The sequence below is a fragment of the Chelatococcus sambhunathii genome, assembly GCF_001418005.1.
Lineage (GTDB): Bacteria > Pseudomonadota > Alphaproteobacteria > Rhizobiales > Beijerinckiaceae > Chelatococcus_A > Chelatococcus_A sambhunathii.
The window spans coordinates 272,683-288,328 of sequence record NZ_LIOL01000003.1; the positions used below are offsets into that span (position 1 = coordinate 272,683).

A 15,646-nucleotide genomic window follows, 5' to 3' on the forward strand; every position below is an offset into this window, starting at 1 on the left:
GAGGCCATGACGACGCAGACATTGAGCAAGCGCCAGAAAGAGGCCGTGCCGCAGGGCATCGCCACCAAGCAGATCTTCGCCGCGCGGGCCGAGAACGCCGAGCTCTGGGATGTGGACGGCAAGCGCTACATCGACTTTGCCGCCGGCATCGCCGTGCTCAACACCGGCCACCGCCATCCGCGCATCATCGCCGCGGTGAAGGAGCAGGCGGAGAGCTTCACGCATACCTGCTTCCACGTCGCGCCCTACGAGAGCTACATCCGCCTCGCCGAGCGTCTCAACGCCCTCACGCCGGGCGACCACCCGAAGAAGACGATGTTCGTCACCACCGGCGCCGAGGCGGTGGAGAATGCCGTCAAGATCGCCCGCGCCCATACCGGGCGCCCGGCGGTGATCGCCTTCGGCGGCGCCTTCCACGGCCGCACGCTGCTCGGCATGGCGCTCACCGGCAAGGTCGCGCCCTACAAGAAGGGCTTCGGGCCCTTCCCGGCCGACGTCTATCACGTGCCCTATCCGAAGACCTATCACGGCGTCGGCACCGCCGAGGCGCTCAAGGGGCTCAACCAGCTCTTCCAGAGCGACGTCGATCCGGCCCGGGTCGCCGCCATCATCGTCGAGCCGGTGCAGGGGGAGGGCGGCTTCTATCCGGCGCCGGCCGATTTCCTCGCGGCGCTGCGCGCGCTCTGCGACGAGCACGGCATCCTGCTCATCGCCGACGAGATCCAGACCGGCATCGCCCGCACCGGGCGCATGTTCGCGGTCGAGCATGCGGGCGTGGTGCCGGACCTCGTCACCATGGCCAAGGGGCTCGGCGGCGGCTTCCCGCTCGCGGCGGTCACCGGCCGGGCCGAGGTGATGGACGCGGCCCATCCCGGCGGGCTCGGCGGCACCTACGGCGGCAGCCCCATCGGCATCGCCGCCGCCCATGCGGTGCTCGACGTCATCGAGGACGAGAAGCTGTGCGAGCGCGCCGAGACGATCGGTGCCATGATGCGCGAGCGCCTCACCGAGATGGCCCGGCGCAACAGCTTCAACGCCATCGGCGACGTGCGCGGCCTCGGCGCCATGGTGGCCTTCGAGCTGGTCAAGGACCGCACGACGCGCGAGCCCGATGCGGCACTGGCCGGCCGGCTCGTAGCGAAGGCGCAGGAAAAGGGCCTCATCCTCCTCACCTGCGGGCCGGATGGCAATATCATCCGCCTTCTGGCGCCCCTGACCATTCCGCAGGAGCAGGTGAGCGAGGGACTCGATATCCTCGAAGAGGCGCTGGCCGAGGCCGTCAGCGCCTGAGCGTGGGACAACCCCTTTTCAAGAGGATGACATGAACGGCGCCGACCGGCTGTGCGAGACGCTGCTCGCCAATGACATCGACGTGTGTTTCGCCAATCCGGGCACGTCCGAGATGCATTTCGTGGCGGCGCTCGACCGCCGGCCGCAGATGCGCTGCGTCCTCGGCCTGTTCGAGGGCGTGGTGACCGGCGCGGCCGACGGCTATGCGCGCATGGCGGACAAGCCGGCGGCCACGCTCCTCCACCTCGGGCCTGGGCTCGCCAACGGCCTCGCCAACCTGCACAACGCCCGGCGCGCCCGCACGCCGATGATCAACGTCGTGGGCGACCACGCCACCTATTTCCTCAAGCACGACGCGCCGCTGGCGAGCGACATCGACAGCCTCGCCCGTCCCATGTCGCAATGGTACGGCCGAATCGGCCGTGCCGAGGAGGTGGAGGCGAAGACGCTGGAAGCTTACGAGGCGGCCATGCGCCTGCCGGGCGTCGCGACGCTCGTGCTGCCGGCCGATGCCGCCTGGGGTGAGCTGCCGGCCGGGGCTCCGCCGCGCCGGGCGTCGCTGCCGCCCTTCCGCTCCGTCACGCCGGAGGCCGTGCGTCAGGCCGCCGAGACGCTGCGCTCGGGTCGGCGCGTCGCGCTGCTCCTGACCGGCCGCGCGCTGCGGGCCGATGCGCTCGCCACGGCCGACAGGATCGCCGCCGCAACGGGCGCGCGCCTCCTGATGCAGACCTCCAACAGCCGCGTGGAACGCGGGGCGGGCCGCGTCGCCATCGACAACGTGCCCTATCCGGTCGACGCGGCGCTCGCCGCCCTTGCCGATATCGACGCCATGATCGTCGTCGGCGCGAAGGTCCCGGTCGCCTTCTTCGCCTATCCCGGCAAGCCGGGCCTTCTCGTGCGCGAGGATTGCGAGATCGTGGACCTCGCGCGCCCGGGCGACGACCTTGCCGAGGCGCTCGCCTGGCTCGCCGACGAGATCGGCGTCGCGGCCGAGGCAGCCGTGCGGGTGAGCCGGGGCTTCACCGACGAGATGGCGCTGCCGGGTGGCACGCTCACGGACGATGCGGTGGCGCTTGCCGTGGCGCGCATGCTGCCGGAAGGCGCCATCGTCTGCGACGAGAGCATCACGGCGGGCGCCCGCTTCTTCGGGCTCTCGCAGGATTCCGCCCCGCACGACTACCTGCGCATCACGGGTGGGTCGATCGGCATCGGCATTCCGCTCGCGGCTGGCGCCGCGGTGGCGTGCCCGGACCGCAAGGTGGTGGCGCTGCAGGCCGACGGCAGCGGCATGTTCACGGTGCAGGGGTTGTGGACCCAGGCGCGCGAGCGGCTCGATATCGTCACCGTCGTCTTCGCCAACCGCAGCTACGCCATCCTCGAGGGCGAGATGCGCAACGTCGGCGTCAACCACTTCGGTCGCAATGCCGAGCGCATGCTGACGCTCGACGATCCGGCGCTCGACTGGGTGTCGATGGCGCGCGGCATGGGCGTGGAGGCCGGGCGCGCCGAAACCGTCGAGGATTTTGTCCGCCTCTTCGACGGCGCGCTGCGCCAGCGTGGCCCCTTCCTCATTGAAGCAGTTGTATGAACCGGGGACATGTCGTTCCCGGGTGTCGAATATAATTGACGCAGATGCTGTATGATGCATCTTAATTGGGCGCTTGCTCCATCGCTGGGCAGGGGTAGGCGCAATGCTGACGGGAGCGCCGGCGAGAACGGCCGCAAGGCCACCGCCGCCCGTCAGGAGGAGACGATCGCAAGCGGGGAAACCGGCCGCGAGGGCCGGGCGTGCAAGGTGGCGCATTCGCCTTGCCGTGCCTTCATTCCCTTCTTCGTCTCGCACCGGATTGGCACAGGCCTTGCGACGCCCTGGCAAGGCCATGGCCGTGAGGCAGGGCAAGCAGCAAGGGGGAGTGGATGAAGAAGTCTAGCCGGTTGATCGCGGGGCTCGTCGGCCTTGCCGGTCTCACGCTCGCCGCGGCGGCGGGTGCGCAGGAGAAGCCGACGCCGGGCGGCACGCTCAACATGATCGCCCAGCCCGAGCCGCCGATGCTCATGGTCGGGCTCAACACCCAGGGGCCGACGCTCTACGTCGGCGGCCAGATCTACCAGGGCCTCCTGAGCTACGGGAAGGACCTCAAGGTCCTGCCGTCGCTCGCCAAGGCCTGGGAGGTGTCGGAGGACGGGCTCACCTACACCTTCACCATCCAGGAGGGGGTGAAGTGGCACGACGGCAAGCCGTTCTCGGCCGAGGACGTCGTCTTCACCGCCGACAAGTTCCTGCGCGAGGCGCATCCGCGCTGGCGCTACATCGCCAACACCTACATCGAGAGCATCACGTCGCCCTCGCCGGATACGGTGGTGTTCAAGCTCAAGCGGCCGTTCTCGGCCTTCCTCTACGCCTTCGAGCTCAGTTCCTTCCCGGTGGTGCCGAAACACATCTATGACGGCGCGGACTATCGCACCAACCCGGCCAACCAGGCGCCCATCGGCACCGGTCCCTTCAAGTTCAAGGAGTGGAAGCGCGGCTCCTACATCCACCTCGTGAAGAACGAGGACTACTGGAAACCGGGCATGCCCCACCTTGACGAACTCTACTTCCGCATCGTGCCGGACGCGGCCTCGCGCGCCGTGGCCTTCGAGAAGGGCACCGTCGACGTGCTGCGCGGCGGCGACGTGGAAGGCTTCGAGGTGCGGCGCCTGTCGAAGCTCCAGGGCGTCACGACGACGACGGATGGCTGGGAGATGTATTCCCCGCTCGTCTTCATGCAGTGGAACATGCGCAAGGCCCCGTTCGACAACAAGCTGGTGCGCAAGGCCATCATGCATGCGATCGACCGGGACTTCATCGTCCGCAACGTCTGGTTCGGCCTCGGCAAGCCGGCGGTCAGCCCCTTCGCCTCGACGACGCGCTTCTTCTCCGACGACGTGTCGACCTATCCCTTCGACCTTGCCAAGGCGAAGGAACTCATCGCCCAGTCCGGCGTGAAGCCGCAGGAGCACACCATCCGCCTCATGCCGATCCCCTACGGCACGCAGTGGGACCGCATGGCCGAATATGTCAAGCAGCAGCTCGAGCAGCTCGGCTTCAAGGTGGACATCCGCGCGGTCGATGCCGGCGGCTGGTCGCAGGCCCTGTCAGAGTGGGACTTCGACATCACCTTCAACTTCACCTACCAGTACGGTGACCCGGCGCTCGGCGTCGCTCGCCATTACCTGTCGACCAACATCATTAAGGGCACGCCCTTCGCCAACAACGAGGGCTACCAGAACCCGGCCGTGGACGAGCTGTTCCTCAAGGCCGCGAGCGCGGTGGACGAGGCGGAGGCCAAGGCCGCCTATGCCGAGGTGCAGAAGATGATCACGGACGACGTGGCGCTCGGCTGGCTGTTCGAGCAGCGCAACGTCACCATCATGCGCGACAAGGTGAAGAACCTCGTGCGCACCGGCATCGGCGTCAACGAGTCGATGGACGACGTCTGGATCGCGAAGTGACGCGCCGGTCGATCTGACGCGGGTCGATCCCTCAAGCCCGGCGCCGCCCGCGCGACGCCGGGCGGGTGGGCGAGGGCATCCGTGCCCGCCCCCCTGCGCCCGCTGGCCGGGGGCCAAGCCAAACTCCGGAGTAAAGCGTGAAGACGCTCGAGTTCCTCATCCAGCGCCTCGCCAAGGCGGCCTTCGTCGTCCTCGGGGTGGTGATCCTCAACTTCCTGCTCATCCAGCTCGCGCCGGGCGACCCGGCGGCAGTGCTGGCGGGCGAGGCGGGTGCCGGCGACGAGCAGTTCATCGCCCAGCTCAGGGCCCAGTTCGGTCTCGACCAGCCGCTCTACGTGCAACTCCTCAGCTATCTCCAGAACGTCCTGTCCGGCGATCTCGGCTATTCCTACCGCAACCAGGTGCCGGTCGCCGATCTCATCATGGAGCGCCTGCCGGCGACCCTGCTCCTGACCGGCAGCGCCTTCCTCTTCTCGCTTGTCCTCGGCATTGTGCTCGGCGTGCTCGCCGCCTACAAGCGCGGCAGCCTCGGCGACAGCCTGATCATGACGGGCGCGCTCATCTTCTACGCGACGCCCCTCTTCTGGGTGGCGCTGATGGCCGTCCTCGTCTTCTCCATCCATCTCGACTGGCTGCCGCCCTTCGACATGGAGAGCATCGGCGCCGGCTATACCGGCTGGGCGCGGGTCATGGACATTGCCCACCATCTGGTGCTGCCCACCGTGACGCTCGGCCTCTTCTTCACGGCCGTCTACACGCGCCTCACCCGCGCCTCCATGCTCGAGGTGATGAACCTCGACTTCGTCAAGACGGCCCGCGCCAAGGGTGTGCCCAAGGGGCGCATCATCCGCCGCCACGTGCTGCGCAACGCCATCCTGCCGGTCTTCACCTTTGCCAGCGTCCAGGCCGGCCAGCTCGTCGGCGGGGCGGTGCTGACCGAGACCGTCTTCGCCTGGCCAGGCATCGGCCGGCTGATGTTCGACGCGCTGATGCAGCGGGACTATCCGGTCCTGCTCGGCGTCTTCCTCGTCACGGCGGCCGTCGTCGTCCTCGTGAACCTCGTGGCGGATCTGCTCTATCGCTTCGTCGATCCGCGCATCGAAACTGCAGGGTAACGGCCATGAGCTTCCTTCGCCGCTATGCGCAGAACGTCGGCGCGCTGATCGGCCTCGCGATCCTCGTGGTCGTGGTCCTCGTCGCGCTCGCCGCGCCCGTCCTCTATCCCGTCAGCCCCTGGCAGGGCGTGGGCGAGCCGCTGCTCGGCCCCTTCGAGGATCCCGCATATCCGCTCGGCACGGATCTGCTCGGCCGCGACATCGCCGCCGGCATCGCCTATGGCGCGCGCGTCTCGCTCCTCATCGGCATCATCTCGACGGCGGTCGCGGTCGTCATCGGGGTGGCGCTCGGCGCGCTCGCCGGCTTCTACGGCGGGCGCGTGGACGACATGCTGATGCGCTTCACCGAGTTCTTCCAGACCATCCCGGCCTTCGCCATGGCGGTGGTGCTGGTGGCCATCTTCAGCCCCAACATCACCTCCATCACGCTTGCCATCGCCGTCGTCTCCTGGCCGCCGGTGGCGCGGCTGGTGCGCGGCGAGTTCCTGAGCCTGCGCTCGCGCGAGTTCGTGCAGGCGGCGGTGGTTGTCGGCCAGACGGGCCCGCGCATCATGGCGACGCAGATCCTGCCCAATGCCATCTCGCCCATCATCGTCACCGCCTCGCTGATGGTCGCGACCGCCATCCTAACGGAGAGCTCCCTGTCCTTCCTCGGCCTCGGCGACCGCAACATGATGAGCTGGGGCTTCATGATCGGCGCGGCGCGCACCATGCTGCGCGAGGCCTGGTGGCTCAGCGTCTTTCCCGGTGTCGCCATTCTCGTCACGGTGCTCGCCATCAACCTGATCGGCGAGGGGCTGAACGACGCCATGAACCCCCACCTGCGCGGTCGCAAGGGGTGAGGACGAGACGATGAAGCCGACCACACCTCTCCTCAAGGTCGACAACCTGTCGATCGAGCTGCCCGCCGGTTTCGACCGCAAATATGCCGTCGAGAACCTTTCGTACACGCTCGAAGCCGGCGAGATCCTCTGCGTCGTCGGTGAATCCGGTTCCGGCAAGTCGATGACGGCCAACGCCATCATGGGGCTGCTGCCGTCCTACCTGAAGCCGTCGTCGGGCCGCATCCTCCTCAACGGGCGCGATCTCCTCGTCATGAGCGAGCAAGAGCTTGCGCGCGAGCGCGGCCGCACCGTCTCCATGATCTTCCAGGAGCCGTTATCTGCGCTCAATCCGCTGATGACGGTGGGCGAGCAGATCGCCGAGGTCATGTTGGTGCACGGCGAGGGCGATGCCAGGAGCCGCGATGAGCGCGTGCTCGAACTGCTGGACTACGTCGGCCTGCCGGATCCGGCGAGCCTGCGCCATTCCTATCCCTTTCGCCTCTCGGGCGGGCAGCGCCAGCGCGTCATGATCGCCATGGCGCTCGCGCTCGAGCCGGCGATGCTCATCGCCGACGAGCCGACGACGGCGCTCGACGTGACGACCCAGGCGCAGATCCTCGAGCTCATCCGCCGCATCCAGCGCGCCAAGGGCATGGGCGTGCTCTTCATCACCCACGATTTCGGCGTCGTCGCCGACATCGCCGACAAGGTGGTGGTGATGGAGAAGGGGCTCATCGTGGAGCAGGGCACGGCGGACGACGTGCTCAACCGGCCCCAGCATCCCTATACGCGCCGCCTGATCGCGGCCGTGCCGCATCCCGACGAGAGTGCCACGCGCGCCGAGGCCGCCGGCGAGCCGCTCCTCGAGGTGCGCAACCTTCAGAAGACCTACCGCAGCGGCGGTGGTCTCTTCACACGCCCGCGCATCGTCAAGGCGGTGGACGATGTCAGCTTCACCCTGCGGCGTGGCGAGACGCTCGGCGTCGTCGGTGAATCCGGCTCCGGCAAATCGACGCTCGGGCGCTGCATCCTCAAGCTCACCGACGTGGACGGCGGCGAGATCCGCTACCGCGGCAAGGACCTCGTGCCGCTCTCGCAGGCGGCCTTCCGGCCCATGCGCCGGCACCTGCAGATGGTGTTCCAGGATCCCTTTGCCTCGCTCAATCCGCGCCACACCATCGGCCGCATCCTCACGGACGGGCCGGTCGCCAACGGTGTGCCGATGGACGAGGCGCAGAAGAAGGCGCGCGACCTGCTCGCCCTCGTCGGGCTCGACCCCTCGGCCTATGACCGCTACCCGCACGAGTTCTCGGGCGGCCAGCGCCAGCGCGTCGGCATCGCCCGTGCGCTCGCGCTCGATCCCGAGCTGCTGGTGGCGGATGAGAGCGTGTCGGCACTCGACGTCTCGGTGCAGGCGCAGGTGCTCGACCTGATGCAGGACCTGCAGAAGAAGCTCGACATCGCCGTCATCTTCATCACGCACGACCTCAGGGTCGCGGCCGAGGTCTGCGACAAGATCGCGGTGATGTATCGCGGCGCCATCGTCGAAGCCGGCCCCCCGGCCGAGGTCTTCAATGCGCCGCGCCACGCCTATACGCAGAAGCTCATCGCGGCCATCCCGGGTCGCCACTGGAACCCCCGCGCCGCCGTCGCCTGACGAGGGCGGGCGCCCCGCGCAGCCAAGGAGCCGAGCGCCATGCGCGCATTTTTCCACCCGGACCAGCACCTCCACGACCCAAAGCAGTTCATGCGCGTCGGCCGCATCGCCGATCCGACCGACCTGCCGAGCCGCACGGAAGCCCTCATGGCGGCGCTGACGCGCGTCGGCATCGCGCCGCAGCTGCCGGAGGACTACGGCACCGCGCCGGCGCTCGCCATTCACGCGCCGCACTATCTCGACTTCCTCGCCATGGCCTACGAGCGCTGGGTGAAACTGCCGAACGCCGGGCCGGAGGTGCTGCCCAACGTCTCGCCCTACTGGAACGGCAGCCCCGACCGGGACGGTCGGCCGCCGTGCCGCTCCAGCCACGTCGTGGCCGAGGCCGGCTACTATCTCGGCGACCTCGCCGTGCCGCTCGGCCCGCAGACGTGGCGCTCGGCCCTCTCATCGACCCATACCGCGACGGCCGCGGCCGATGCCGTCCTTGGCGGCGAGCGCCACGCCTATGCGCTGTGCCGCCCCTCGGGCCACCACTGCCGCACGGACCGGGCCTCGGGCTTCTGCTATCTCAACAACTCGGCCATCGCCGCGCAGCGGCTGCGCTCGCGTTTCGCCAAGGTGGCGGTGCTCGATGTCGATGCCCATCACGGCGACGGCACGCAGGAGATCTTCTATCGCCGGGCCGACGTGCTGACGGTCTCCGTCCATGCCGACCCGCAGATCTACTATCCCTTCTACATCGGCTATGCGGACGAGCGCGGCTCGGGCGAGGGTGAAGGCTTCAACCTCAACCTGCCGCTCGCCGCCGGCAGTGGTGATGAGGCGTTCCACGCCGCCGTGGCCCGCGGGCTCGAAGCGGTCTCCGCCTTCGGCGCCGAGGCGCTCGTCGTCGCCCTCGGCTACGACAGCCACCGGGAGGATCCGCTCAGCGTGCTCTCGGTCACGACGGACGGCTTTGCCGGCGTCGGCCGGCTGATCGGCGCCGCCGGCCTGCCGACCGTCGTCGTGCAGGAGGGCGGCTACCAGGTCTCCGTCATCGGCGACTGCCTCGAGCGCTTCCTGACCGGGCTTGCGGGATAGGTCCCGTGACCGTCCGCGTCCGCCATAGCGCCGGCGCGCGCGTCAGGCCCCGGGCCTTCGACGTGATCGAGCACGTGCGTCTCGGCGAGGCGGTGTACCAGCGCATCGCCGAAGCGCTGGTCAAAGGCGAACTGCGCCCCGGCGTCCGGTTGAAGATCCGCGACATTGCCGAGGAGATGGGCACGAGCGTCACCCCCGTGCGCGACGCCATCCTGCGTCTCGTGCAGGACGGGGCGCTCGTCCAGCGCAGCCCGCGCGACATCCGCGTGCCCGTGCTGGAGCGGGACGAATATCTGGAGATCCGCCGCATCCGCCTCGAGCTCGAGGGCCTTGCGGCGGAGGATGCGGCGCGCAAGGCGACGCTCGACGACATCGGGCGCCTCGCCGCCATCCTCACCGACAACGAGCGCGCCCTCGCCGAGGGGCGCCTCGACGAGGCGGTCGCGCTCAACCAGGTGTTCCACTTCGCGCTCGCCGAGATCGCCGGCCTCGGCCAGCTGCGCGCCATCCTGCACCGGCTGTGGCTGAAGATGGGGCCGGTCATCTCGGCCGCCTACGAGCGCGGCGGACGGACCATGATCGATCATCACCATGCCGTGCTCGACGCCGTGCGCCGGGCCGACCCCGCCGGGGCGCGCGCCGCCATCCAGCAGGACATCGCCTGCGGCGGGGACGTCATCCTCGGCACCGACGTGCTTGCTTCCCCTTCCGACGACTGATTTGCGAGCTCCGCCATGGCCAGCATCCCCTCGTCCCTCCCGCGTGATACGCGCATCGATGCCGAGCGCCTCTGGTCGACCATCGAGCGTTCGGCCGAGATCGGCCTCGGCCGCGAGGGCGGCCTGTCGCGCCTTGCGCTGAGCGATGCCGACAAGGAGATGCGCGACGTCTTCGTCGGCTGGTGCCGGGAGGCCGGCCTTGTCGTGACGGTCGACAAGGTCGGCAACATCTTCGCCCGCCGCGCGGGGCGCGAGAACGACCTGCCGCCGGTCGTGATGGGCAGCCACCTCGACACCCAGGCCAACGGCGGCCGCTTCGACGGCATCGTCGGCGTGCTCGGCGCGCTCGAGGTCGTGCGCCGGCTCAACGACATCGGCCACGTCACCCGCCGGCCCATCGAGATCGTCGACTGGACCAACGAGGAGGGCGGGCGCTTCTCGCCGCCGATGACGGCCTCGGGCTGCTTTGCCGGCGCCTACAGCCTCGATTTCGTGCATGGCCGGCCGGGCGACGACGGCCCGACGTTCGGCGAGGAGCTGAAGCGCATCGGCTATCTCGGCGAGGCGCCGGTCGGCGGGCGTCCGCTCGACGCCTATTTCGAGCTGCACATCGAGCAGGGGCCGATCCTTGACGCCGAAAGGATCGAGGTCGGCGTCGTCACCCACGCCTATGCCTCGCACGGCTTCCTCGTCGCCTTCCGCGGCGAGACGGCCCATACCGGGCCGTGGCCCATGGAGAAGCGGCGCAATGCCCTCGTCGCCGCCGCGCGCCTGCTCGTCGCCGTCGACGACATCGGCTGGGACCATGCCGCGACCGGCGGCAAGGCGACGGCCGCGCGCCTCACCGCCTGGCCCAACAAGGCCGGCATCCTGTCGGACTGGGCCGAATGCGTCTGCGACGTGCGCCACGACGATCCGGCGACTGCCGCGGTAATGGCCGAGCGCGTCACGCGCGCGGTCGGCGAGGCGGCGGCGCGGGCCGGCTGCGCGGCCGAGATCCTCGACCGCTGGCAATGGGGCGGCCGCATCTTCGATGCCGACATGGTCGCAGGGGTGCGCGAGACGGCGCGCAGCCTCGGCTACAGCCATCGCGACCTGCCGAGCCAGGCGGGGCACGACGCCTATTTCCTGGCGCGGATCTGCCCGACGGCGATGATCTTCACGCCCTGTCGCGGCGGCATCACCCACAACAACAACGAATTCGCGAGCTGCGAGGAACTGGCCCCCGGCGTCAACGTGCTGCTGCATGCCGCCGTGGCCCGGGCCGACCGCTGAAGCGGCCGCCGCACGGATGAAGATGATGACGAGCCCTCGCACCCGGCCGCCGGCCGGCGATCTTCTGGCAACCGGCGTGCCGCCGCTCGACGGGGCCGAGGCGGAACGGCTGGCGCGCGCACACTTCGGCCTCGCGGTCACCGCCCGGCCGCTCACCGGCGAGCGCGACAGCAATTTCCTGGTCACCGATGCGGACGGCCGGCGCTTCGTGCTCAAGCTCGGCAACCCGGCGGAGGAGCGCGCGGTCATCGATTTCCAGACCCGCGCGCTGCAGCATGCGCGCTCGCGCGATCCGCGCCTGCCCCTGCCGCAGCCGGTGCCGGCGCGCGACGGCGCCCTCATGGTGGACATCCCCGGGCCGTCCGGGGCGCGCGTCCTGCGCATCCTCTCCTATCTCGACGGCCTGCCGCTGCCCGAGGCACCGTGCAGCCCGGCCCAGCGACGGGCGATCGGCGCGCTCCTGGTCCGGCTCGACGCCGCGCTCGGCGACTTTACGCATCCGGCGGCCGACCACGCCCTGCTGTGGGACCTGCAGCAGGCGGCGAAGGTGCGCGAGCTCTTCCCCCACCTGCCGCCGGGGCGAGACCATGGCCTGCCTCGGCGCTTCCTCGACGCCTTCGAGGAGCACGCCCTGCCGGCGCTGCCCGGCCTGCGCCGGCAGGTGATCCACAACGACGCCAATCCGCACAACCTCCTCGTGGCGCGCGACGCGCCTGAGGTGGTGTCGGGCCTCATCGACTTCGGCGACATGGTGCGGGCGCCGCTGGTGCAGGAGCTCGCCGTCGCCGCCGCCTACCAATTGCTCGACGAGGGTCATCCGCTCGCCGGTGCCGCCGATGTGGTGGCGGGCTTTGCGCAAGGCATGGCCCTTGAGGCAGAAGAGTTAGCGGTGCTGTTCGATCTCATCGCCACGCGGCTCGTACTCATCGTCGCCATCGGCGGCTGGCGTGCGGCGCGCTATCCGGATAACGCCGCCTATATCCTGCGCAACAACGCCGCCGCCTGGGCCGGCCTTGAGCGCCTTGCCGCGCTCACGCGCGACGAGGCCCGGGCCTTCCTGGCGGCCGCTGCGAGGGGAGACAGCCCATGACCATGATCAATGCCTACGATCCCGCCGGCGCCGGAGCGGTGCCGGAACGCGAGCGGCAGATGATCGCCCGCCGCCAGCGGCTGCTGGGACCCGCCTACCGCCTGTTCTACGAGAACCCCGTGCATGTGGTGCGCGGGGAGGGGGCGCGGCTCTACGACCCGAACGGCAACACCTATCTCGACGTCTACAACAACGTCGCCTGCGTCGGGCACAGCCATCCGCACGTGGTGGAGGCGATCGCCCGCCAGGCGGCGGTGCTCAACACGCATACGCGCTATCTCAACGACCTCGTGCTCGACTATGCCGAGCGCCTCCTCGCCTGCTTTCCGCCCGCGCTCGCGCATGTGATGTTCACCTGCACGGGCAGCGAAGCCAATGACCTTGCCCTGCGCATCGCCCGCGCCCACACCGGCGGCACCGGCTTCATCGTCACCCGCTTCGCCTATCACGGGGTCACCGGCACGCTCGCCGGCATGTCGCCGTCGCTCGGCGAAGGCGCGCCGCTCGGCGAGGCGGTGCGCACCGTGCCGGCACCCGACAGCTATCGCACGGAAGGCGACGTCGGTGCCCGCTTCGCGCAGGATGTCGAGGCGGCGATCGCCGACATGAAGCGGGCGGGCATCCGCCCGGCCGGCCTCATCGTCGACACCATCTTCTCGAGCGACGGCATCTTTCCCGATCCCGCCGGCTTCCTCGCGCCGGCGGTGGAGGCGATCCGCCGGGCCGGCGGCGTCTTCATCGCCGACGAGGTGCAGCCGGGCTTCGGCCGCACGGGCTCGCACATGTGGGGCTTTGCCCGCCACGGCATCACGCCGGACATGGTCAGCCTCGGCAAGCCCATGGGCAATGGCCACCCGATCGCCGGGCTCGTCGTGCGCCCGGAGGTGGTGGAGACCTTCGGCCGCACGGTGCGCTACTTCAACACCTTCGGCGGCAATCCCGTCTCCTGCGCAGCGGGCATGGCGGTGCTCGACGTCATCGAGAAGGAGGGCCTCCTCGACAATGCGCGGCGCGTCGGTGCCCATCTCAAGGGGGGGCTCGACAGCCTCGCCCAGCGCCACGAGGTGATCGGCGATGTGCGCGGCGCGGGGCTGTTCGTCGGCGTCGAGCTGGTGCGCGACCGGGCGAGCCGTGCGCCAGCGGGCGATATCGCCGCGCGTCTCGTCAATGGCCTGAGGGAGCGGCGCATCCTCATCAGCGCCGCCGGTCCCGCCGGCAATGTCCTCAAGATTCGCCCGCCGCTCGTGTTCTCCGAGGCCGATGCGGACCTCTTCCTCGCCGCTGTCGACGAGGTGCTCGGCGGCCTGGCCCAATGAGCACCGCGGACGCCGCCTCCGGCACACCCGCTCCCGTCGCGCTCGAAGGGCGGCATATCGGGGCCGTGCTGCTGCTCGCGCTGCTGTGGGGCCTCAACTGGCCGGCGGTGCGCATCGCGCTCGATGAGATCGCGCCGTGGACGCTGCGCACCATCGGCCTCTCGCTCGGCGGGGCGGTGCTGATGGGCGTCGCCCGGATGCGCGGCCTGCCGCTCCTGGTGCCGGCGCGGGCGGTGCCGGTGCTCGTCCTGACCGGCCTTCTCTCGATCGCCGCCTTCAACATCCTGCTCGCTTTCGCGCAGCTCGCGGCGCCGACCTCGCGCGCGGCGATCCTGACCTTCACCATGCCGCTGTGGGCCGCGCTCTTCGCCCGGCTGCTCCTCGGCGAGCGCCTCGACGGGCGCAAGCGCGCGGGCCTTGTGCTCGGTGTCCTCGGCCTTGCGGCGCTCGGCGTGCCGCTCGTCCTCGCCGGCGCCTGGTCCTACGGCCTCCTGCTGGCGCTCGGTGCCGGCATGGCCTGGGCGCTCGGCACCGTCATCGGCAAGCGCCATCCCGTTCCCGCCTCCGCCCTCGTCATCGCCGGCTGGCAGCTCCTCATCGGCGCCGCCGCGGCGGCGGCCGGCATGCTCGCCTTCGAGGGACTGCCGGCGCCCGTCCTGCCAGGGCCGAAGGTGCTCGCGGCGCTCGCCTATCACGTGCTCCTTGCGCAGGCGCTCGCCTATCTCGTCTGGTTTGCGGCGCTGGCGCGCGTGCCGGCCGGCACGATGAGCCTCGGCACTTTGCTCGTTCCCGTCGTCGGCGTCCTCGGCTCCATGCTCCTCATCGGCGAGCGGCCGGCCGTCACCGACTGGCTCGGCCTTGCCCTCCTCGTCGCCGCGGCGGCAGCGGTGCTGCCCCGTCCGCGCCTGTCCTGAAACGTGTCCCGTGAGGTGATCCGATGGCTTTCCAATGCACCGTCCCCGCCGTTCCCACCGTGCAGGTCGACGACGCCAACATTCGCATCACGCGCTGGGATTTCGCGCCGGGCGCAGTGACCGGCTGGCACAGCCACGGCTGGCCCTATTTCGTCGTGCTGCTGACGGACGGCATCCTGCGCATCCACGACGGCAAGCAGGTCCACGACAACCACCTCGTCGCAGGCCAGTCCTACATGCGCCAGGCGGGCGTCGAGCACGACGTGATGAACGGCTCCGACCATCCGCTGTCCTTCATCGAGATCGAGGTGAAGAACCCGGCGGCTTTCGCAGGCACGCCCGGCCAGGGCTGATCGCGCCTTACGTGGCCGCCGCGATCTCCGCGACGCTCGGCGGGGCGGCCTTGATCGTCTTGGTCACCACATAGGTGAAATAGCGCTCGATGCCGATTTCGGCCGTCAGCAGCCGGTCGATGAGGCGCTGGTAGCTGTCGATGTCGCGCGTCATGACGCGCATGATGTAGTCGACGCCGCCGCCCGTGGCGTCGCAGGCGACGATCTGCGGCTCGCGGGCGATCGCATCCTCGAAGCGCCGGAAGTCAGCCTGCGCGTGGCTGCGCAGCGTCACCTCGACGAGCACGGTCGTAAAGCGGCCGATGCGTTCGAGATCGAGCCGCGCCTCGTAGCCGCGGATGAGACCGATCTCCTCGAGCCGCTTCAGCCGCTCCCAGCAGGCGGTCGGCGACAGGTTGACCGCCTCGGCGAGCTTCAGCTTCGTGATGCGCCCGTCGCGCTGCAGCACGGAAAGGATGTTGAGGTCGATCCTGTCGAGTTTTGCCATCGCGTCCCGCAGCCGGATATTGTAATGA

General features: G+C 69.7%; 14 protein-coding genes. 13 read left to right on the plus strand and 1 reads right to left on the minus strand.

The features are described 5' to 3' along the window. Positions 1 to 6: 6 nt before the first annotated feature. The 13 genes from gabT to ASC46_RS07925 all read left to right on the plus strand — a co-directional run bounded on the left by gabT (position 7) and on the right by ASC46_RS07925 (position 15,131). Positions 7 to 1,290, plus strand: a complete 1,284-nt coding sequence (gabT, locus tag ASC46_RS07865) for a 4-aminobutyrate--2-oxoglutarate transaminase (protein WP_055458733.1) — start codon at positions 7 to 9, stop codon at positions 1,288 to 1,290. A 31-nt stretch (positions 1,291 to 1,321) separates the two neighbouring features. Further along, the gene (locus tag ASC46_RS07870) at positions 1,322 to 2,878 is read left to right on the plus strand and encodes an acetolactate synthase large subunit (RefSeq protein ID WP_055458734.1); all 1,557 of its coding nucleotides are present in this window, start codon (positions 1,322 to 1,324) and stop codon (positions 2,876 to 2,878) included. Between the two features lie 329 nt (positions 2,879 to 3,207). Continuing rightward, positions 3,208 to 4,785 (plus strand): ABC transporter substrate-binding protein, encoded by a 1,578-nt coding sequence (locus tag ASC46_RS07875; RefSeq protein ID WP_055458735.1) that lies wholly within the window; start codon positions 3,208 to 3,210, stop codon positions 4,783 to 4,785. Positions 4,786 to 4,922: 137 nt separating this feature from the next. Beyond that, on the plus strand, positions 4,923 to 5,900 hold the full coding sequence (locus ASC46_RS07880; RefSeq protein WP_055458736.1) for an ABC transporter permease: 978 nt from the start codon (positions 4,923 to 4,925) through the stop codon (positions 5,898 to 5,900). A 5-nt stretch (positions 5,901 to 5,905) separates the two neighbouring features. After that, positions 5,906 to 6,742 (plus strand): ABC transporter permease, encoded by an 837-nt coding sequence (locus ASC46_RS07885; protein WP_055458737.1) that lies wholly within the window; start codon positions 5,906 to 5,908, stop codon positions 6,740 to 6,742. A 10-nt stretch (positions 6,743 to 6,752) separates the two neighbouring features. Further along, positions 6,753 to 8,381, plus strand: coding sequence for an ABC transporter ATP-binding protein (locus ASC46_RS07890; RefSeq protein WP_055458738.1), 1,629 nt, complete (start codon positions 6,753 to 6,755; stop codon positions 8,379 to 8,381). A 39-nt stretch (positions 8,382 to 8,420) separates the two neighbouring features. Then, positions 8,421 to 9,464, plus strand: a complete 1,044-nt coding sequence (locus ASC46_RS07895; RefSeq protein WP_055458739.1) for a histone deacetylase family protein — start codon at positions 8,421 to 8,423, stop codon at positions 9,462 to 9,464. 5 nt (positions 9,465 to 9,469) lie between these two features. Beyond that, entirely contained in the window at positions 9,470 to 10,183 is a 714-nt protein-coding gene (locus tag ASC46_RS07900; protein ID WP_055458740.1) for a GntR family transcriptional regulator, read from the plus strand. A gap of 15 nt (positions 10,184 to 10,198) precedes the next feature. Next, on the plus strand, positions 10,199 to 11,458 hold the full coding sequence (locus ASC46_RS07905; protein ID WP_055458741.1) for a Zn-dependent hydrolase: 1,260 nt from the start codon (positions 10,199 to 10,201) through the stop codon (positions 11,456 to 11,458). Positions 11,459 to 11,483: 25 nt separating this feature from the next. Next, a complete protein-coding gene (locus tag ASC46_RS07910; RefSeq protein ID WP_072249470.1) occupies positions 11,484 to 12,548 on the plus strand; it encodes a phosphotransferase in 1,065 nt (354 codons plus the stop codon). Beyond that, a complete protein-coding gene (locus ASC46_RS07915) occupies positions 12,545 to 13,864 on the plus strand; it encodes an aspartate aminotransferase family protein (protein ID WP_055458743.1) in 1,320 nt (439 codons plus the stop codon). The genes ASC46_RS07910 and ASC46_RS07915 overlap by 4 nt, the downstream gene beginning before the upstream one ends. Continuing rightward, positions 13,861 to 14,778 (plus strand): DMT family transporter, encoded by a 918-nt coding sequence (locus tag ASC46_RS07920; RefSeq protein ID WP_055458744.1) that lies wholly within the window; start codon positions 13,861 to 13,863, stop codon positions 14,776 to 14,778. Before ASC46_RS07915 ends, ASC46_RS07920 begins: the two co-directional genes overlap by 4 nt. A gap of 23 nt (positions 14,779 to 14,801) precedes the next feature. Beyond that, complete coding sequence (locus ASC46_RS07925; RefSeq protein ID WP_055458745.1) at positions 14,802 to 15,131, plus strand: cupin domain-containing protein; 330 nt, start codon at positions 14,802 to 14,804, stop codon at positions 15,129 to 15,131. Between the two features lie 7 nt (positions 15,132 to 15,138). On the opposite strand, the gene ASC46_RS07930 is transcribed toward ASC46_RS07925, so the two are convergent. After that, positions 15,139 to 15,618, minus strand: coding sequence for an Lrp/AsnC family transcriptional regulator (locus tag ASC46_RS07930; protein WP_055458972.1), 480 nt, complete (start codon positions 15,616 to 15,618; stop codon positions 15,139 to 15,141). Positions 15,619 to 15,646 lie beyond the last annotated feature (28 nt).

Coding starts and splice junctions, on each gene's coding strand:
- ASC46_RS07885 (WP_055458737.1), top strand. CDS start 5,906: ATGAGCTTCCTTCGCCGCTATGCGCAGAACGTCGGCGCGCTGATCGGC.
- ASC46_RS07930 (WP_055458972.1), bottom strand. CDS start 15,618: ATGGCAAAACTCGACAGGATCGACCTCAACATCCTTTCCGTGCTGCAG.
- ASC46_RS07910 (WP_072249470.1), top strand. CDS start 11,484: ATGACGAGCCCTCGCACCCGGCCGCCGGCCGGCGATCTTCTGGCAACC.
- ASC46_RS07905 (WP_055458741.1), top strand. CDS start 10,199: ATGGCCAGCATCCCCTCGTCCCTCCCGCGTGATACGCGCATCGATGCC.
- ASC46_RS07875 (WP_055458735.1), top strand. CDS start 3,208: ATGAAGAAGTCTAGCCGGTTGATCGCGGGGCTCGTCGGCCTTGCCGGT.
- gabT (WP_055458733.1), top strand. CDS start 7: ATGACGACGCAGACATTGAGCAAGCGCCAGAAAGAGGCCGTGCCGCAG.
- ASC46_RS07925 (WP_055458745.1), top strand. CDS start 14,802: ATGGCTTTCCAATGCACCGTCCCCGCCGTTCCCACCGTGCAGGTCGAC.
- ASC46_RS07890 (WP_055458738.1), top strand. CDS start 6,753: ATGAAGCCGACCACACCTCTCCTCAAGGTCGACAACCTGTCGATCGAG.
- ASC46_RS07920 (WP_055458744.1), top strand. CDS start 13,861: ATGAGCACCGCGGACGCCGCCTCCGGCACACCCGCTCCCGTCGCGCTC.
- ASC46_RS07915 (WP_055458743.1), top strand. CDS start 12,545: ATGACCATGATCAATGCCTACGATCCCGCCGGCGCCGGAGCGGTGCCG.
- ASC46_RS07895 (WP_055458739.1), top strand. CDS start 8,421: ATGCGCGCATTTTTCCACCCGGACCAGCACCTCCACGACCCAAAGCAG.
- ASC46_RS07870 (WP_055458734.1), top strand. CDS start 1,322: ATGAACGGCGCCGACCGGCTGTGCGAGACGCTGCTCGCCAATGACATC.